The 18,163-nt window shown below is 56.6% G+C and carries 13 protein-coding genes, 1 tRNA gene and 1 pseudogene; 7 read left to right on the top strand and 8 right to left on the bottom strand.

Features of this window, described 5'->3' with window-relative positions; all coding sequences use genetic code 11:
* The first annotated feature begins 52 nt into the window (after positions 1-52).
* Both orn and F5897_RS00285 read left to right on the top strand, forming a co-directional pair.
* Positions 53-730, top strand: a complete 678-nt coding sequence (gene orn, locus F5897_RS00290) for an oligoribonuclease (protein WP_124823962.1) — start codon at positions 53-55, stop codon at positions 728-730.
* Between the two features lie 120 nt (positions 731-850).
* Positions 851-923 (top strand) — tRNA-His (locus F5897_RS00285).
* Between the two features lie 85 nt (positions 924-1,008).
* Here the strand turns inward: F5897_RS00285 and F5897_RS00280 are convergent.
* Positions 1,009-1,986 carry a sugar-binding transcriptional regulator gene (locus F5897_RS00280; protein ID WP_124823961.1) on the bottom strand — a complete coding sequence of 326 codons (978 nt, stop codon included), beginning with the start codon at positions 1,984-1,986 and terminating at the stop codon, positions 1,009-1,011.
* Between the two features lie 176 nt (positions 1,987-2,162).
* Between F5897_RS00280 and F5897_RS00275 the strand changes: the two genes are divergently transcribed.
* The 3 genes from F5897_RS00275 to glpK all read left to right on the top strand — a co-directional run bounded on the left by F5897_RS00275 (position 2,163) and on the right by glpK (position 6,307).
* Positions 2,163-3,890: a glycerol-3-phosphate dehydrogenase/oxidase gene (locus F5897_RS00275; RefSeq protein ID WP_183304078.1), complete on the top strand. Its 1,728-nt coding sequence runs from the start codon at positions 2,163-2,165 to the stop codon at positions 3,888-3,890.
* Between the two features lie 73 nt (positions 3,891-3,963).
* A complete protein-coding gene (locus F5897_RS00270) occupies positions 3,964-4,716 on the top strand; it encodes an MIP/aquaporin family protein (RefSeq protein ID WP_124823959.1) in 753 nt (250 codons plus the stop codon).
* Between the two features lie 79 nt (positions 4,717-4,795).
* A complete protein-coding gene (glpK, locus tag F5897_RS00265; RefSeq protein WP_124823958.1) occupies positions 4,796-6,307 on the top strand; it encodes a glycerol kinase GlpK in 1,512 nt (503 codons plus the stop codon).
* A gap of 186 nt (positions 6,308-6,493) precedes the next feature.
* Here glpK and mnmA read toward each other — a convergent pair whose 3' ends face one another.
* The 4 genes from mnmA to F5897_RS00245 all read right to left on the bottom strand — a co-directional run bounded on the left by mnmA (position 6,494) and on the right by F5897_RS00245 (position 12,111).
* Positions 6,494-7,618, bottom strand: coding sequence for a tRNA 2-thiouridine(34) synthase MnmA (gene mnmA / locus F5897_RS00260; protein ID WP_221221207.1), 1,125 nt, complete (start codon positions 7,616-7,618; stop codon positions 6,494-6,496).
* Between the two features lie 76 nt (positions 7,619-7,694).
* Complete coding sequence (locus F5897_RS00255) at positions 7,695-8,918, bottom strand: cysteine desulfurase family protein (protein ID WP_343048694.1); 1,224 nt, start codon at positions 8,916-8,918, stop codon at positions 7,695-7,697.
* Positions 8,919-9,049: 131 nt separating this feature from the next.
* Positions 9,050-10,153, bottom strand: a complete 1,104-nt coding sequence (locus tag F5897_RS00250; RefSeq protein ID WP_183304077.1) for a co-chaperone YbbN — start codon at positions 10,151-10,153, stop codon at positions 9,050-9,052.
* On the bottom strand, positions 10,153-12,111 hold the full coding sequence (locus F5897_RS00245; protein ID WP_183304076.1) for a DUF8094 domain-containing protein: 1,959 nt from the start codon (positions 12,109-12,111) through the stop codon (positions 10,153-10,155). Before F5897_RS00245 ends, F5897_RS00250 begins: the two co-directional genes overlap by 1 nt.
* Before the next feature lie 117 nt (positions 12,112-12,228).
* On the opposite strand from F5897_RS00245, the gene F5897_RS00240 reads away from it, so the two are divergent.
* Entirely contained in the window at positions 12,229-14,997 is a 2,769-nt protein-coding gene (locus tag F5897_RS00240) for a hypothetical protein (RefSeq protein ID WP_183304075.1), read from the top strand.
* Positions 14,997-15,530, top strand: a pseudogene (locus tag F5897_RS00235) (ribonuclease H family protein); the annotation flags it as partial. The gene F5897_RS00240 and the pseudogene F5897_RS00235, both read left to right, overlap by 1 nt.
* Before the next feature lie 498 nt (positions 15,531-16,028).
* Here the strand turns inward: F5897_RS00235 and F5897_RS00230 are convergent.
* Genes F5897_RS00230 through F5897_RS00220 form a run of 3 tightly spaced genes read right to left on the bottom strand, consistent with a single transcriptional unit; the run spans position 16,029 to position 18,159 of the window.
* Positions 16,029-16,664, bottom strand: a complete 636-nt coding sequence (locus tag F5897_RS00230; RefSeq protein WP_124823953.1) for an aggregation-promoting factor C-terminal-like domain-containing protein — start codon at positions 16,662-16,664, stop codon at positions 16,029-16,031.
* 26 nt (positions 16,665-16,690) lie between these two features.
* Entirely contained in the window at positions 16,691-17,254 is a 564-nt protein-coding gene (locus F5897_RS00225) for a DivIVA domain-containing protein (RefSeq protein WP_233574293.1), read from the bottom strand.
* On the bottom strand, positions 17,254-18,159 hold the full coding sequence (locus tag F5897_RS00220; protein WP_233574292.1) for a phosphatidate cytidylyltransferase: 906 nt from the start codon (positions 18,157-18,159) through the stop codon (positions 17,254-17,256). Before F5897_RS00220 ends, F5897_RS00225 begins: the two co-directional genes overlap by 1 nt.
* Between the last annotated feature and the right edge of the window lie 4 nt (positions 18,160-18,163).

Genomic DNA, 18,163 nt, shown 5'->3' with positions numbered 1-18,163 from the left:
TAGCTTAGAGACTCTGAGTCAGTTTTGTGCGCTATTGCTTTAAAGGAGCTTCATGTCTAACTATCCAGCCGCTCGTATTGTGTGGATCGACTGCGAAATGACGGGGCTCGACGTGCAGCGACACGGCCTCACCGAGGTTGCCGTAATTATCACCGATTTTGATTTGCAGCCGGTGCATCCGGGTTTTGAGATTATCATTAACCCCGGCACGGAAGCGCTCGCAAACATGAATGATTTTGTCACCGAAATGCACACTGCCTCCGGGCTGCTGCCGCAAATTGCTGCGGGAGCCACCGTTGCGGAGGCAGAGCGGCAGCTGTGCGCATATGTACGGGAACACATCTCCGGCAGCAGTCGCCCGCTGGTTGCGGGTAACACCATCGGCATGGATCGCCGCTTCCTATCGCACTATATGCCTGATTTTGATGCCCTGTTGCACTACCGCAGCATCGACGTTTCCACCATTAAAGAGCTCGCCCGCCGCTGGTTCCCGGCGAGCTATGAGCATGCCCCGGTGAAACACGGCGGTCACCGGGCGCTGGCCGACATCGCGGAATCAATTCGCGAGCTAGCTTACTTCCGCGACACCGTGTTTGTCGCGCAACCGGGTCCAGATTCCGCGGCAGCCCGGCAACAGCAGAGCTCTACAGTCGCGAACTTCGCAGCGCTGGTGACGGGGTCGGGTGCGTCAGAACCAGCTACTGCTTCGGCACCCGCCGCTGATACCTAAAGCTCTACCGCGGGCACCTCTGCCCGAGAACGTTGGCACTGCCTAGACACGCCAGACATTTGGTTTTCAATTGGCTTTCTGGTTATACTTTAGAAGTTACTTACCCCGGTAAGCAACATGGTGGCTATAGCTCAGTTGGTAGAGCATCGGCTTGTGGTGCCGAGGGTCGCGGGTTCAAGTCCCGTTAGCCACCCTGAAAAAGTTAGGCTGTTGGATTTTCCAACAGCCTAACTTGTTTCTATCCCAGGAAGCTGCCCCTCAGAGTCGCACTCGCCTCCCTAAGCCTGAGCCTGCGCCTTATCCAGCACTGCCCTGGCACAGTGCTCATCAACCACTAGCTCGGTAATCAAACCAGCCCGTAAAGCGCCCAACAAAGCATCACGTTTCCCACGCCCGGCGACCACGCAAAGCCGGTGCGCAATAGCCTTAATCTGCTCAAAAGTCGGACCACTGGAGCGTTCGTTCAAAGAAATATCGTGACTACTACCGTCTTTCCTGAAGAAAGTAGTTGCACAGTCCCCGACAACAGCCTCTTTTTTGATGAGCTCCAGGTCAGCACTGTTCAGGTATTCATCCGCAAAAACATGTGAAGGAACCCCGGCACCGGGTGATCCCAAGCCAAAAATAAACAGCCCAGCCCGACGCTGCAGCTCCAAAACACGCTTCACAGAGCTTTCGCGCCACATCGCTTCTTTAGTGCGCGGGTCATCAAACAGCGCCGGCACCGGGAACTGGTTCATAACCGCGCCAAAGCGCTGCGCAAAACGCGCCAACAACCCCGCAGTGTAGCTGATGCCGCTGGTGCGAACGTTAGCAGCGCCGTTCATCTGCACGACCTGCACATCATAAACCTCTTTATTCGGCAAAAACCGCGTAATTGCAGAGAGAGTTGACCCCCAGGCCAGGCCCACAATCTGTTTCGGGATCACAGCCGCAGCAATAATTGGTGCCGCAGCCTGCGCCACAATCTCTAATTTCTCTAGTTCGGTTACTCCGCTTGGAGCAGCAACAATATGTGCTTTAACCCCGTATTTTTTCAGAAATCTCTCTTCTAATAACCGCTGCTGCTCACGCGGCTCGTTGATGCGAATCTCAACCAGACCGCGTTCGCGGGCGAAACTCAGCAGCCGCGACACTGATGATCTGCTGACTCGCAGCTGCAGTGCAATCGACTCCATGGTTTCTGCTGCTTCGTAATATAACTTCGCAGCACGAATGGCATCCTTAATGCGCACATTCTCACGCTCAATATTCATTTTTCCCCACTTTTATGATTTCTAAGCGTAATTCTGCTTGGAAATAATTATACTAGTGCACGTTTGCCCATTAAGGTTGCGAAAATGTGCAAAATTAGACAAAGTTTGTATTAGAAGTTTGTTATCCACGCTATCCGGCAGATAGCGCGGCAAGAGATACCTAAAAAGGAAATCAAATGACTCAAACAGTGCCCCGCACCGCAGTGCAGCAGTTGCAACAGCGCGCCACCGCAGACGTGCTCATCATCGGCGGCGGAATCAACGGCATCGCAACTTTCCGCGATCTCGCCCTACAGGGCATCGATGTTGCTCTGGTGGAGCGCGGCGACTACGTCTCCGGAGCTTCATCAGCCTCCAGCCACATGGTGCACGGCGGCATTCGCTATCTGGAAAACGGCGAATTTCGACTGGTAGAAGAATCAGTGACGGAGCGCAACCGTCTCATCAAAAACGCGCCGCACTATGTCAAACCACTGCGCACCACAATGCCAATCTTTTCCACCTTCTCCGGCATTCTGTCAGCACCGTGGCGAATGCTGGTGACACACGGCAAAGGTAAACCAAAAGAGCGCGGTGCCTGCCTCATCAAAATCGGACTGACCGTCTACGATACCTTCTCACGGGACGGCGGCAGTGTGCCGCGGCACCGCTTCGTAGGTCGCAAAAAATCACTCGCTACTTTCCCGCAGATGCGCAGCGACGTTAAATACACCGCAACCTACTATGACGCTTCAATGCACGACCCTGAGCGCATCGCCCTGGACGTCTTAGCAGACGGACTGCAGGCAGGCGGTGATCGGGCCCGCGCCGTCAACTATGTGGAGGCAGTTGGGTACAGCGACGGTGCGGTGATCCTTCGCGATAACATCACCGCCACAGAGTTCAGCTTCCGCGCAAAAGTGGTGCTCAATGTTTCCGGCGCCCGCACCGACCTCACCAACGACGCCATGGGCCAAAAAACCAGCTTCATGGGCGGCACCAAAGGCAGCCACATTGTGCTTCATAACGACGAACTGTACGCGGCAACCCGCGGCAACGAGATTTTCTTCGAGCACTCTGACGGCCGCATCGTACTGATTTACCCGTTCAAAAACCGCGTCTTGGTCGGCACCACCGACGTTAACGCCGACCCTAGTAAGCCGGTTGTGTGCACCGATAGCGAAATCGACTACTTCTTCGACCTAGTGCGGCACGTATTCCCGAGCATCAAACTAGAGCGCGAGCAAATTGTCTACACCTTTAGCGGCATCCGTCCGTTGCCGAAACACGACGACACCGCGCCTGGTTTTGTCTCCCGCGACTACCGAATCGAACGCGCCGAACTTGACAGCGTGCCAGTGTTGAGCCTGGTAGGCGGCAAATGGACAACCTTCCGTGCGCTTGCAGAGCACCTCACTAACGATGCACTAAAAGAGTTGCAGGCACCGCGCCTGGTAAGCACCCTCGACCTCGCAATCGGCGGCGGCAAAAACTATCCACTCACCGCGGTTGCGCAGCGCAACTGGATTGAGCAGCATCGCGGCAATCTGGGCGTGGATCGAGCCACAACACTGTTTCACCGCTACGGCACCCGTGCTGCAGCGGTGCTAGCACACCTACAGCAAGGTGATGATGAACTCGCCACCGCACCGGGTTACTCGCTACAAGAACTGCAATACCTAGCTACTACTGAGCAGGTTGCACACCTTGATGATTTGCTACTGCGACGCACCTCAATTGCTTTCCTGGGAGGGATGAGCTCGGAGACTCTAAGCGACACCGCAGCAGCTATCGGCACAGCGCTAGACTGGGATGCAGCACAACAAAAAACAGAGATTTCGCGCCTGGAAAAAATTTTGCACGACAACCATCGGGTTGTTCCCGGCGTGGCAGGAGTTGCAAACGTAGGCAACCCTGAACAATAGAAACATCTGATGAACTCATCAGACACCCTTTGCGGCACTTGCCGCTGTTAGAAAAGAAAGGTCATTGCTGACAATGGACACTAACCTTGGACTCTACTTCGTCTCAGAGGTAGTTGGCACCGCAATGCTGCTGCTGCTTGGTGGCGGCGTAGTTGCGAACGTTGCCTTGAAAGGAACCAAAGGTAACGGCGCAGGCTTCCTGATGGTGACCTGGGGCTGGGGCCTGGCGGTTTTCGCAGGCGTACTGGTTTCAGCGTACTCAGGTGCTCAGTTGAACCCTGCTGTTTCAATCGGCTTGCTGGTAGCGGGGAAAATTACCGCAGCACAGTTCGGTGTGGCAGTTGCGGCACAGATGCTCGGTGCGTTCATCGGCGCAGTACTGTGCTGGCTCAGCTACAAAGAGCACTTTGACATGGAGCCGGATGCGGCTACCAAGCTCGGGGTGTTCTCAACTGGACCAGCTAACCGCTCATACGCTTGGAACCTGGTAACCGAGATTATCGCAACCTTCGTGCTGGTCTTCGTGATTTTCGGCTTCGCTGACTACGGCGTGGCAGAAGTAGGCGTACCTGCTGGCCTCGGCGGTGTTTCTGCGCTGCCAGTTGCGCTGCTCGTTGTAGGTATCGGCGTTTCCTTGGGCGGCCCAACCGGCTATGCTATCAACCCAGCCCGTGACCTCGGACCACGTATCGCTCACGCAATCCTCCCAATCAAGGGCAAGGGCGGTAGCGACTGGGGTTACTCATGGGTTCCGGTTGTTGGCCCGCTAATCGGCGGCACCCTCGCTGCACTGCTCGCGCCTTCACTGCTGAGCCTCGCAGCCTAACCACTTAGGGAGTGCCGTTCCGCGAGTGGACGGCACTCCCCTTATACCCTTTGCTTAAGACTCAGAGAAGAGAAAAGTCATGTCACAGTACGTAATTGCCATCGACCAGGGCACAACTTCGACCCGCGCTATTGTTTTCGACAAGGCGGGAAACGTTATTTCTGTCGGTCAGAAAGAACACGAGCAAATTATGCCGCAGGCTGGTTGGGTTGAACACGATCCAATCGAAATCTGGCAGAATACCCAAGAGGTTATCGGCATTGCGCTGAGCCGCGCAGACATCACCCGTCACGACATCGCCGCAGTTGGTATCACTAATCAGCGTGAAACCTCTGTGGTGTGGGATAAAACCACCGGAGAACCTGTTTACAATGCAATCGTGTGGCAGGACACCCGCACCCAGGCAATTGTTGACGAACTCGCTCAGGGCGACACTGATCGCTACAAGGAGAAAGTCGGACTGCCGCTTGCAACGTATTTCTCAGGCACCAAAATCAAGTGGATTCTAGACAATGTCGAGGGCGCCCGAGAAAAGGCTGAAGCAGGCGACCTGTTATTCGGCACCACCGACTGCTGGGTGCTGTGGAATCTCACCGGCGGCACCGACGGCGGTGTGCACGCAACCGACGTCACTAACGCCAGCCGCACTCTGTTCATGGATCTAAAAACACTCACCTGGGATGAGAACATCCTGGCAGACTTCGGAGTTCCGCTGTCTATGATGCCTGAGATTCGCTCTAGCTCAGAAGTGTACGGGCATTGCGAAGACAGCTCACTACTGCGTGAGACTCCAATCTCCGGCATTCTGGGAGATCAGCAGGCTGCAACCTTCGGGCAGGCAGCGTTCACCGCTGGCGAAAGCAAGAATACCTACGGCACCGGCTGCTTCCTGATCTTCCAGACCGGCGAAGAAATTGTGCATTCTAAGAACGGCCTGCTAACAACCGTCGGCTACAAGATCGGTGACGGCCCGACCCACTACGCTCTTGAGGGCTCTATCGCGGTTACCGGATCCTTAATTCAGTGGCTGCGCGATCAGCTGGGTATTATCTCAGCTGCTCCTGAGGTAGAGGAACTCGCAAGTCAGGTAGCAGATAACGGCGGCGTCTACATCGTGCCGGCGTTCTCCGGCCTGTTCGCTCCTTATTGGGATGCTTCGGCACGCGGCACAATCACCGGCCTCACCCGCTACTCAAATCGCAACCACATCGCTCGCGCGGCGCTGGAAGCAGTTGCTTACCAGACCCGTGACGTACTCGACGCGGTTAATGCTGACGCCGGCGTAGATTTAACCGAGCTGAAGGTCGATGGCGGCATGATCGCCAACGACACCCTGATGCAGTTCCAGGCAGATGTGCTCGGTGTGCCGGTAGTGCGCCCAGTGGTTGCGGAAACCACCGCGCTGGGCGCCGCGTACGCTGCGGGTCTTGCAACTGGGTTCTGGGCAAGCATGGACGAGCTCTCAGCTAACTGGCAGGAAGACCGCCGCTGGGAGCCACAGATGAGCGTCGACGAGCGCGACCGTTTGCTGCGCAACTGGAAGAAGGCAGTCACCAAGTCTCAAGGCTGGGTGGATGCTGACGTAGCCTAGTCAGCAGGGTGAACCACAGGGTCGAGGCAGCTCCGGTTGTCTCGACCCTTGTCTTATTATTCGTGGCGGCAGCCGAATCCGCTCCCAGACAGGCACAATACTGTCCTGCGAGCCGCACAACTGTCACACACAGTCGACAAGTGTTGTGCGGTATTTAAAGCTGTGGTGGATCCGCCACCCTGAAAACTACATCGCAGTCACAGAAACCGCATGATCAATAGTGAACTGCCCCAGCACGCGCGTGCCCTGATACAGCACCGCGCTCTGTCCCGGGGCTACCCCGGTTAACGGCTGCTGCGGAGTTACTACCAGCTCATGAGTAGCATCTTTTCGAGTGTGCTCGGTGCGATTTGCAGCTGTCACCGACACCAGCTGCGCTGTTGCCGGAACTGTGTCGCCGTGCGCTCGAATTTGCACCTCGCAAGAAAACGGCTGTGCCATATCAAAGCCTGCGGGGCCTGTAAAACTCATCCTGCCACCGGCGAGCTGCCCAATCTGCAGCGCCTCTTTCGGCCCCACCACAACCTGATTTGAAACTGGGCGAATCGACAGCACAAAACGCGGCTTTCCATCTGCCGCGGGGCGCCCGAGCCGAAGCCCGCGACGCTGCCCCACCGTATAACCTTGCGCCCCGTCATGAGTACCAACGACGGTGCCCTGTTGATCCACAATCTCCCCCGGCACGCGGGTTGTGTGCTCATCAAGCCAACCGCGAGTGTCACCGTCGGGAATAAAACAAATATCGTAGCTGTCAGGCTTCTTTGCTATCTGGATGCCACGCTCAGCCGCTTCAGCTCGCACCAAATCTTTCGAGGGAGTGTCACCGAGCGGAAAATAACAGTACCGCAGCTGCTTCTGAGTCAAAACTCCAAGCACATAAGACTGATCTTTAGCCTCTGCACTAGCGCGATGCAGTTCTAAGCCGTTCGCAGTGCTAACCAGATTCGCATAGTGGCCAGTCGCCACGGCATCGAAGCCGAGCGCAATAGCCTTGTCTAGCAAAGCCTCAAACTTAATCTTCTCGTTGCAGCGCAGGCAAGGATTCGGAGTGCGTCCTGCTTCGTACTCAGCCACGAAATCGTCGACCACATCCTGCTTGAAGCGCTCTGAAAAATCCCACACGTAGAAAGGGATACCGAGCAGGTTAGCAACGCGTCTGGCATCCATTGCGTCTTCAACTGTGCAGCAACCACGGCTGCCAGTTCGCAGCGTGCCCGGCATTCGGCTCAAAGCCAGGTGCACACCGACAACCTCGTGCCCAGCTTCAACCGCGCGGGCTGCGGCGACAGCGCTATCTACACCGCCTGACATTGCTGCTAAAACTTTCACAACTGATTATTTTAACGCGTTAAGCTGATAGTGCTGGCAAGCTACGCAGCAGCGGCTGCTATCCCGCTACTGTGTAACCAGCTTTACGCGCCGCTATCAGGGCCGCGGGCAGAGCTTCCAGTAGCAACTGCACCTCGGCCTCTGTAGTACGGTCGTGGTAGCTGAAACGAATCGCACCAGCCGCCTCCTGCTCTGACAGCCCGATTGCTGTCATCACATGCGACACCTGAATCACACCAGCACTGCAGGCCGATCCGGTAGATACCGAAACCCCCGCCATGTCTAGCAGAAACAACAGGCTGTCCCCTTGCAGCCCAGGGAAGGTGAAGTGCACGTTATTGTAAACTCGTGGTGGCCGCTGCCCCGCCTGCAGCTGCTGCGGTGCCACCGGAGTCGCACCGCGCAGCACCGCAGTGGGGTCAATCGCTTTGATTTCACTGATTAGTCGCTGTTGCAGCTGCGCCAGGTGTTTTTCTTTACTATCCCACTGCGTGTGAGCAAGCTCAAAAGCGGCTGCAAAGGCGGTTGCGGCTGCCGCGTCCTGCGATCCCGAGCGCGCACGCTGCTGTGATCCGCCGTGCAACAAAGCCTCTACCTGGGTATCACGCGCCAAGATCAGCGCACCGCTGGACACAATACCGCCAATTTTGTGTGCTGATAGGCTCATAGCAGCCACCCCACTGTGTCGAATATCGAGGTGCCCTAGCGCTGCTACCGCATCGGTGTGAGTAGGAATGCCGTGCTGTTTTGCCAGGGCTGCCAGTTCTGGCACCGGCTGCACTGTGCCAATTTCGTTGTTGACCCACATCACCGTTAGCAACGCGATGTTAGCAGCGCCGTGCTGCAGAATGTGTTGTTCTAGCACCTCGGGACTGAGGTATCCCCTTGAATCAACAGGCAACCACTGCACCACCGCGCCCTGGGTTTTAGCGAGCCACTCCACGGTGTCGATAGTAGCGTTGTGTTCCGCCATCGCGGCCAGGATCACCGGCCGTTTCGCGTCTTTGTTACGCACCCAATAAAGACCTTTAATACCGAGATTTACCGCTTCGGTACCACCAGCCGTAAAGATCACTTCCGCAGGTGTGACTGCCATCCCCCGCGCAAGCTTTTCGCGCGCCGCCTCCAATATTTCGCGGGTCCGTTGACCATCAGCATGCTGCGAGGCTGGATTCCCAACTGCGCGTAAAGCTGTGGTGTAAGCAGCCAAGACTTCTTCTGGCATCGGACTGGTGGCAGCATGGTCGAAGTACGCGCGCAATTTGTTTCCCTTTCCATTCACGACTTGCAGTGTAATTTTGCCAGTTCCCCGCTCACGACCAGTGCGAAATAATGCCTTGCGGCAACGAAATGCACTACCGCAGGGCAGAGCATTCACACTATATCGAAATCGAAACCCGTAATTTTGGGATTTTAGTACAGCAAATTCGCGAGTTTTCGCCGTGCCAGTACCACCGTGGGGTCGGTCACACCGACAACTTCAAACAGCTCCAGAAGTCGTTTTTGCACAGCAGCCCTGTCATCGTTCGCACAGCGTTCAAACAGCTCCAACAGCCGTAGGAAACCATCTTCAAAGTGCCCGCCACTAATATCTAAGTCAGCAACCAGCATCTGATTTTCAAGGTTTTCTGGATCCGCTGCCGCAGCTTCCCGAATCTCCTGCATAGTTTTCCCGTGGAGTCGGTCTAGCAGCTTTACTTGCGCGAGCGCCGCGCTGGCTTCGTCATCACGCGGGGCCTTTGCCAGCACCTTTTCATACTCAGCGATTGCGGTTTTATAATCGCCCAGCTGCGCAGCATCAAAAGCAGCCTGATGCTCAGGGTTTAACTGTGGCTCCGGGGCAGCAGACGGGAGCCCCTCACCAAGAACCAGGTCAGGAGCACTCACGACACCGACAACACCTTGCTGTGCCGCCAGCGCAACGATCTGCGGCAGCACCTGCGCCAGGGTTTCAGCGCTCTGTGCACCCTGATATAAAAGCTCTGGGCGGCGCCCTAGCAGTAACACCGCTGTGGGCAGTGTTTCGGGAGCCAGAGCTGCAACAATCTGCGGATTCGCCGCAGCGTCAATCAGTCCCAAAGCGATTTTGCCACCCATTTGCCGCACGTAATCCGCCAGGACTTCCTGCTGCGGCTGCTGTGCTTCGGCTTCAGCTGAGGTCAACAGAAGAACCACCGGAACCACGGCTGACAGCTGCACTGCGTTGTCGAGGGTGGCGTCAGATACCGAGAAAACCACCGCAGGAATATCAACAGTTTGTGCCGGGTTATTAGGGCCCGCGGCGGGTAATCCTGCACCGCTCACTGCACCAGCTGCAGCACCACCAGCCGCATAATCTGCCCCTGTGCTCACCGTTGCCGAGCCGACAGAATCAGCGCTCATTGAAGGCTGGGTAACCGCAGCCCGTGCCTGGTGTCCGTTAATTGTGAACTCTTGCTGTGCACCGCTGCGCCGTTGCGCGCGAGCAGCCAGGTGACTCAAATCAACCCCGCCACCAATAATCTTTGACCCATTCATTATTCGTGCGCTCCGATAATCTCGCTGCTAGAACCCAAAAGTTGAATTTTCTCATTTGCTTCAGCGCGTGGCACGAAGAAAACTAGCTGGTGCTGCACCTGCTGCACAACCTTCTTCTTTTTACCGTCAAGTCCGGAAATGGCTTTCACCACATTGCTGACCGTAATCTCCGAGTTATCTCCTGCTTGTACGGTGCGGTTCTCTAGCACGGTTGTAAACACAATCGCGCCGCCGGTGCCGGTTGACAACGCCAAAGCATTACCTTCAACCTGCGCCTCAACAGAATAAGAAGCACTGGCTTCCTGCCCCGCCGTACGAGCTTGCTCAGCCTCCACCCACGCGTTACCACCGCTGCTCAGAACCGGGTCACCAGTGGTGTTAAACAGCTCCGCCTGTGGCACTGCTGCGCTGCCCTGTGCCAACATTTGAGCATAAATCGTGCCAAGATTTTCAGGGCTCAACTGCAGCGTTTGCAGTTTATTGTCGAGCACCGCGGTTCCTTCCTCGGTCGGGCTGGCTTCCGGCAAGGCTCCACGCAGCGTCAAAACCCGCGCGGCTTTAAAGTTTTCAAAAGGTGATGCTTGCTGCAACAGCACACCAATCGCTCCGCTGTCTGCTCCTGCGGTTCCAGCAGTAACACCCTCAGCAGTGTCAGCCGCTGCAAGAGTTACAAACACAGTGCGCGGCCACCCTTCGGTCTGCTGCACAAGTTCGTAGCCGAGCCGCTCATAGCGCAAGAATGGCAGCTTCACCGGGTACTCGGCAACAGCGGCTTTGATCTTATAATTAGCTTCGCGTTGCTTAATAGCATCTTCGGTAAACCGACTCTCCAGCAGTTTCGCGTCGGTTTTAGTGTCAGCCTCATACGCTACCGAAACAACATCTTCAATAATTTTTGAGAGCTGTGTTTCAGAGACTGTTGGCACGCGCACCCCGTCAACCGCGTTCGGCTTATCATCAGCGCCAAATTGTGGCCAGTACTCCGCAGAGCAGCCAGCCAAGGTTAACCCTGTCACCAACGGCAATGCCACCACAGCGGCTAAGCGGCGACGCGCAGCCGCTGGTTTGTTTGCCTGCATTTTCGCAGCCCCTTTCGGCTCGTCAGCTGCCGCGGTAGCTTCCGGCTCACCTGCAGCCTCTGCTCCGGTGTTAGCATCAGTCTCTACCGTGTCGATAGCGCCGGTTTCCGAAACAGTGTCTGCAGTAGGTGTCTCTGTAGTGGCAACTGCATCTTCTGCAGCGGCTACGGCACCGCTGTTTTGGTAGATTGGATCTACTTTCGCCTTACGCTTAAAACTGCCACGAATACCGGGCAGCGGCCCGCGCTTGCCACGCTGCGGGCCGAGCCCACGGCGGTCACGATCCACAAACAAAATATAAAGCACTAAACCGCACAGCGTAAAAAGCGCACCTGCGCTCAATAGCGGCCCCGCCCACGGAGTGTTGTATGTTTCGTGCCAGTGCACAGAAAAAGCACTGGCAGCAGTATCGGCATTTTGCGCTACCAGCACGGCCTGCCACGGCTGCACCGTGGTCTCAAAATTCAGGGTTTTGTCACCGTCGCTGGCTGCGACAAAGCTCCACAGATCGCTGTCAGAAAGTTGCACAGCTTGCTCCGGCAATGTCACCTCAGCATCGGCAGCGCTCGCTTGCCCCGCCACAAAAGCGCGATTTTCAGCATCAATCTGCACCGGGGTGTGCCCTGAAACCGCCACCCAGGCACGCACATCTACCGTATTTCCGATAACTACGGTGGCATCTTGTTTTCCGAAGTCAAAGCGCTGGGTGCCAGGGATTTTACTCAGCTCTGCGCCCTCCAAAACCACGTAGTTAGCTGCTGGCAGGGAACCCTCCATATGGATATCATGCTGACCCGCTAGGAAAGCACGCTGCCCCGCTCCGAAAATCAGCAACACAATTCCGAGCACGAGCGACCCAAGCGCTAGAAAATAACGCAAAACTACTCCTTCAGGCTGTGCGATGAACGCAAAATGTTCTCGTAATTTTACCGGAGAATGCTCAGTAGTGGCTGAGCAAAGTGATTTAAGATAGAAGCAACAATTACAGGAGGAACGGTGGCACAGTTTTCACAGGCAATGCGCGGCTACAACAAACAAGAGGTAGACGAGCACATCGGCAACCTCAACCAGCAGTTGTTGCAGCTGCAGGAGCACATTGGCGCGCTGCAACTAGCCTTCCAAAACACCTCGCGCGACAATGAAGAACAGCGTAAGCTCGTTGCGGATCTGCGAGAACAGGTTGAAAGCCTCGGTGCTACGGGATACACCGGGCTTGGGTTGCGCGTTGAAAAGAGCCTCCAGGTGGCAGAAGACACTGCGCAGCGCCTGATGGCACAGGCAGATATTGATGCCGAAAACCTCCGCGCTAACACAGAGAAAGAAACCAGCCGACTACTGCGTCAAGCGCAAGAACAAGCCGACACCTTGGTAACAACCGCTACAGAGCAGGCTGATACTCTGCTCAGCGGCGCCAAAAACGACGTTGCAGAGCTCACCGCGGCAGCAAACACCGAGCGTGAACGACTCCTGACACAGGCCGAGCGCAGTGCTGAGCTCACCATGGCAGCTAGCACCAGAGAGGCCGCCACCACTGTTGAGCGAGCTCAGCGCGATGCCCAGGCGATGCTGACTGCAGCGCATGCGGAAGCCACCACGATACTGCGCCAGGCACGCGAAGAGGCAGCCGAACTAGAGCAGCGTACCACTGCTGCAGCCGCAGCGTTTGCAGCGCAAAAAGCAGCCGATGAAGCAAGCTACCAGCGCGACCGGGCGCGACTGCTAGATGAACAGGAACAAGCACGCGCAGCTTTCGAAGCTGAACAGCTGCAGCGAGAGCAGCAGCTCACCAGCAATTTCGCGGCACGACAACTTGAGCTTGAAACCACGGCACAAGAACAAGCCAGCGCTCTGCAGCAGCAGGCAAGCAACCAAGCTGCCCGCCTGGCTGCTGAGCTCACTGAGCACGAGTCTCGACTGGCGGCCGAGCTACAGGCACACAACGAGAAACTAGCTCAGGAATCCGCCGCGCATGCTGCACAACTTGCCACCGCAAAAGCCCAGCAGGAAGCTGAGCTGCAAGCACAACGAGAACAGCTCGCCGCCGAACTCGCCGCCGAACAGACCGCGGCACAGCAGAGTCTGACAGCCCAACAGAGCAGCGTAAAAACACAGCTGGAGGCTGCAGCAACAGCACAAGAACAACAGCTGCTAGCACTGCGTGAGCAAACTACAGCGCAGCTGGAATCCGCCCACCAAGCTGCGGCACAGCAGCTTGCACAACTGCGAGAAACCGAACACACTAAACTCCGAATTGCTCAGCAGCAGCAGGCTGATACCCTAGCAGCGGAGCTCACCGCACATCAGGAGCGGATCGCAGCAGAACTACTGGCACACCAGGAAGTGCTGCGCAGCGAGGATGCGGCACAGCAAGAGCAGTTGCGTGACCGTGCTGCAGCGCACAGCGCCGAACTGGCTCGCGCAGCGAGCGCACAGGAGCAACAGCTGGCTGCAGAACGCAGTGCCTTTGACGCAGAGCTAGAGCAGAAAAGAGCACAGCAAAAGTTGCGTCTCGAACAAGAGGCCGCAGCACAGACTGCACAACTTGCTGCCGACCGCGCAGCGCAGCAGTCGTCATTGGCGGCCGAACAACGCAGTGTTGAAGCACAGCTTGCCAGCGACATTGCTGCTCTGCAAGACACCATCGCCGCAGAGCTGACCGCACACAGCAGTAAGCTCGCGGCAGAAACCGCACAGCACGAGGCTGAGCTCGCGCAACAGCGTGAAGCTCAGGCAGCACAGCTAGAGGCTGCGGCAAACGCTCAGCAGCAGCAAATAGCAACTGAAATGCAACAGCACCAGGCGTTAATCACCGCGCAAAAGAATGCGCTGCAGGCGGAAATCACCGCGCAGCGCGAGGCACTGCAAGCCGATCTTGAGACTAAACGGGAACAGCTTGCGGCAGAGCTAGCACAGCTGCGTGAAACTTTAGAGCTAGAACATGAGCGCCGCTCGATCCGCCTCGAAAACGATTTCGCAAGTCGGCAATCCGAGCTGGAAACAGCGCTGGCTGAGCGAGAGCGTCTACAGCACGAGAGACTCACAGCAGAGCTTGCTGCGCATCAGGCACAGGTGGAGCGGGAGCGCGCTGAAATTCTGCAACAGGCGGTCAGTGAAACCGATATTTTGCGGTCGCAAACCGTTGCTGAGCTCGCTGAGTATCGACACCAGGAAGAAACCCAACTGGCACAGCTGCGCAGCACGACGGAGGCATACGCCAACAATCTGCGAGCTGAAATCGATGCCGCAAAGCTGGCTTTTGATGAGGAAGACGCGAAGCGCCGCAGCACATTGGAGGCTGATTTGAAACAGCGCTTTAACGAGGCGACAAGTGTCACAGAAGCTGCGCTTGAAACCGCGCAGCAGGAACTCCAGACTCTGCTGGAAGCGACCGAGGCAAAACAGGCGGAACTGCTGGTATTGACGGCGGCAGCGCAGGAGGATGCACGCAATATCCGCATCACCGCCGAAAATCGTGCAGCAGAAATTGTGGCGGAAGCGGAACGCCGCGCAAACGCTACTTTTGCCGCGGCTGAAAGCAGAGCAGAGAGTGTGCTAGCGGCGGCTGAAGACCGGATGAACCAGCTGAAGGTGGAGCGTGGCGCGGTGGCACGCTACTTTGAGAGCCTGGGCGATGTGATTGCAAACGCACAAAAACTATCACAGAGCGCAAAGCCAGCGATTGAAACCCAGGTGCAGCACGATGAAGCTGTGGCAGCGGTTGTGGAGATTGGGAACACCGACGACGCACCACGGGATAACCTATGATGCGCATCGTTGCCGCGGCTGATGGATCAGCACTCGGAAATCCTGGCCCGGCCGGGTGGGCTTGGGTTATTGATGACAGCACCTGGCGTTCTGGAGGGTGGGCTCACGGAACCAATAATCAGGGCGAGTTGCAGGCGGTTTTAGATTTGCTGGAGAGCACCGCAGCGGTAGCAGCGCAGTTGGTTATTTACTGTGACAGTAAATACGTAATTGATTCGCTGACTAAGTGGCTGCCCGGCTGGAAGCGCCGGGGCTGGCGGAAAGCAGATGGTTCCCCGGTCTTAAATCAGGAGCTGCTGAAACAGTTGGATAGCGCGCTTGCAGGTCGCGACGTGCGCTTTGAGTGGGTTAAAGGTCACTCTGGGCACCGCCTGAATGAGCTTGCCGACAGCAAGGCACGCGCCGCAGCCGCAGCGTATCAAGCGGGGTGTGGAAAAGTTAGCGGACCAGGATTTGCAACGCAAACCCGCGAAGCAGCGGCGCCCACCCCAACAAGCACCGCTTCAACCACGTCAGCTGCTGATAGCATCGCCAGCCTCACTGCTGAAGTTAAGCGATTGGAGCAGGAACTTGCCGCTGTTAAGCAGCGTCTGCAACAGCTTGAAGCTGGCGATCCTAACGCACTGTTTTAACGCCGTAAGCTGTTTAACACTCAGAAATATCCGTAACGCAATATCGGGCGGCGCGAGGTTGCGTAACCTGTCGCTGCCCCGCGGCTCGCGTAGCCAGGGTGTTAATTCCGGTGCTTACGCCAGACTCCAGCAGTGTGTGTGCCAGTGTCGGCGATCCGCAATAGCAGCACTATCACCCCAAATACTGTCCGCCTGCCAGGCGACGATATGCGCCACCCCGGCAGCGATAACATTACCGCAGCCGGGGCAGGTGTAAGTTTTTACCGCTTGCCGCGGACTAATAGTGCGATAACTGTACTCTCGCCCTCTAATTGTGCGACTGTGCGCCCCGCCATTTGCCAGAAACGAAAGGTCTTTATGGGGTGCTGTCACACGACGAGAGTTTCGACGTGGCACTGTTTAGTACCAGCCAACAGCTTCAGAATGTGCCCACGCAGCACATGGTGAGCCGTAGCGACCCTGAATGTAGCCCAGGCCCCAGCGAATCTGCGTGTCTGGGTTGGTCTGCCAATCGGCACCAGCTGAAGCCATTTTGCTACCAGGCAGCGACTGCGGGATGCCGTAAGCACCGCTTGACGGGTTCATAGCATAGGTGTTCCAACCTGATTCCCGATTCCACAGTGCGACTAGGCAGCTGTACTCACTGTCATTTTGCACATAGCCGCGCGCAATTGCCTGCGCGCTGCCAGGATCAGGGGTGCCCGCAGGTGGCGCGCTAACGCTGCCTCCACCGCTGCTACTAGCACTGCCTGAGCTGCTTTGTGCCTGAGTTGCGACCTCGGCTGGTTTTTGCAGTTCAGAAACCTCGAGAGATGGGAGCTTGAACTCTGCTTCAGCTGTTGCTTTCGCCATCAGCTCCTGGTTCAGCACTTCACCACGCTGTAATGGCACAACCTCCGCGTGAGCAGAGGTCTGCACCGAAAGCGGTGCCGCTACAGCAACCGCACAAACTGCTGCTGCGCTCACAGCGGCAGCCAGACGGCGACCGGTGTGCTGACGTCGTGGGGCTTTGTTGTAATGCTCTAGTTCACTCATACTATCCACCAGTTTATAACACTTTACTAACGTTCTGCCAAAATGAGTTCTGTGATTGCATCCAGGAAAGCGTCAACCTGAGCCTCATCATACCCTCGCCATTCCGCGTGAAATAGGCTTTCTCGCACCTGCGAAGCAGTAATCAGACCCCTCCCAGAAAGACCCGCAATTGCGCGCTCCACAAAAGCGTCAACCTGTGAACGCTTGTAACCCATCGCAAAAATTCCGCGCCGCCGAAACTTTTTATTTTTCGGCCTGCCCGCTCTCGCTAACACTTCAGCAGCAAGACCACGCACCTCACGCAGCCACTGCTCCCGCTGCTCCGCGCGCTGCACATGACGCCGCTCCCGCTCATAAAAAACTTCTTCGAGACGATCGATAGCAGCGTCAACAAACCGCGCCGCATACCCGCGCTTTGAAATTTTAAAGCTGACACCGCGCACCTCTGCGGCGGTCATAACGGCTTCACCGAAGGGATCATCATAGGCAGCGCGTGCCCGCGCTAAAAACTCATCAACCTCGCGGCGATCGTAACCAAGCTCTCCTCGCTTCGCGAGTGGGAAAGTGGCCGCTGTAGCAGGCTTTGACACTATAGCACTCCTAGTGCGAGCCCAGCCGCGTAAAACGGCACGCTCGTTGGCAAAATAGAATCCAGGCGGTCCAGAATACCACCGTGCCCGGGAATGAAGCTGCTCATATCCTTCACCCCGAGATTACGCTTAATCATTGACTCAATCAGATCACCGCCAGTTGCGGTGCACACCACAGCCAGTCCCAGCAGTGCAGCGCCCCACCACGGCATCCCAAGCAGCGGACCACACACAAACACCGCGGCAGCAACCACCACTGTGGCTCCCCCAACAAACCCCTCCCAGGTTTTGTTGGGGCTGATCCGCGGCGACATTTTATGTTTACCGAAGTTCAAGCCACACACATATGCCCCGGTGTCGTTGAGGATAACCAGCAACAGCAAACTGAAAACCCACATTGCGCCGTTGGTGGGAATCAGCGCCAACTGCACAATCAGAGACAGCAGAAACGGGATATAGACGAGGGTGAAAACCCCGGCGGCAAGATCCGCAATCATGCTGCGCCACTTCACGTGAAACTGCGGCAGCAAACTCTCCATTAGACGCCACACCACTAGCAAGCCGGTCGCAATGTGCATCCCGGTGATGGTACCGTCAGGCCCCTGCATAGCGCTCAGCGTCACCACCACGGCACCGCCGATTATCACGCCCACCCGCGGCACTCGCCGCCCGGCTTTACGAAACGCAGTCGCTAGCTCGTACAGGGCGAGAGCCGCAACCACCAGTGCCAGCGGCAACAGTAAAAACTGTTTAAAAGCGAGGGCAGCAACCACCAGCAACGCCAAAACCACACCCGTAGTAACAGCGAAGAAAATATTACGCCCCGCACGAGCACTGATTTTTGCGTTAGCAGCCTCGAACTGCTGCTTGCGAGCTTCGGCCTTCGCCTCTACCTGTGCAAGCAAATGG

The organism is Canibacter oris (assembly GCF_014197205.1).
GTDB lineage: Bacteria > Actinomycetota > Actinomycetes > Actinomycetales > Microbacteriaceae > Canibacter > Canibacter oris.
Note: the sequence above shows the minus strand (reverse complement) of the source record. Positions and strands in the feature narration are given on the sequence as shown.

What these genes read in the sequence shown, in the direction of transcription:
- mnmA (WP_221221207.1), bottom strand. Translation starts at nt 7,618, where the DNA reads ATGTCAGGCGGTGTAGATAGCGCTGTCGCCGCAGCCCGCGCGGTTGAA.
- orn (WP_124823962.1), top strand. Translation starts at nt 53, where the DNA reads ATGTCTAACTATCCAGCCGCTCGTATTGTGTGGATCGACTGCGAAATG.
- glpK (WP_124823958.1), top strand. Translation starts at nt 4,796, where the DNA reads ATGTCACAGTACGTAATTGCCATCGACCAGGGCACAACTTCGACCCGC.
- F5897_RS00280 (WP_124823961.1), bottom strand. Translation starts at nt 1,986, where the DNA reads ATGAATATTGAGCGTGAGAATGTGCGCATTAAGGATGCCATTCGTGCT.
- F5897_RS00250 (WP_183304077.1), bottom strand. Translation starts at nt 10,153, where the DNA reads ATGAATGGGTCAAAGATTATTGGTGGCGGGGTTGATTTGAGTCACCTG.
- F5897_RS00270 (WP_124823959.1), top strand. Translation starts at nt 3,964, where the DNA reads ATGGACACTAACCTTGGACTCTACTTCGTCTCAGAGGTAGTTGGCACC.
- F5897_RS00230 (WP_124823953.1), bottom strand. Translation starts at nt 16,664, where the DNA reads ATGAGTGAACTAGAGCATTACAACAAAGCCCCACGACGTCAGCACACC.
- F5897_RS00275 (WP_183304078.1), top strand. Translation starts at nt 2,163, where the DNA reads ATGACTCAAACAGTGCCCCGCACCGCAGTGCAGCAGTTGCAACAGCGC.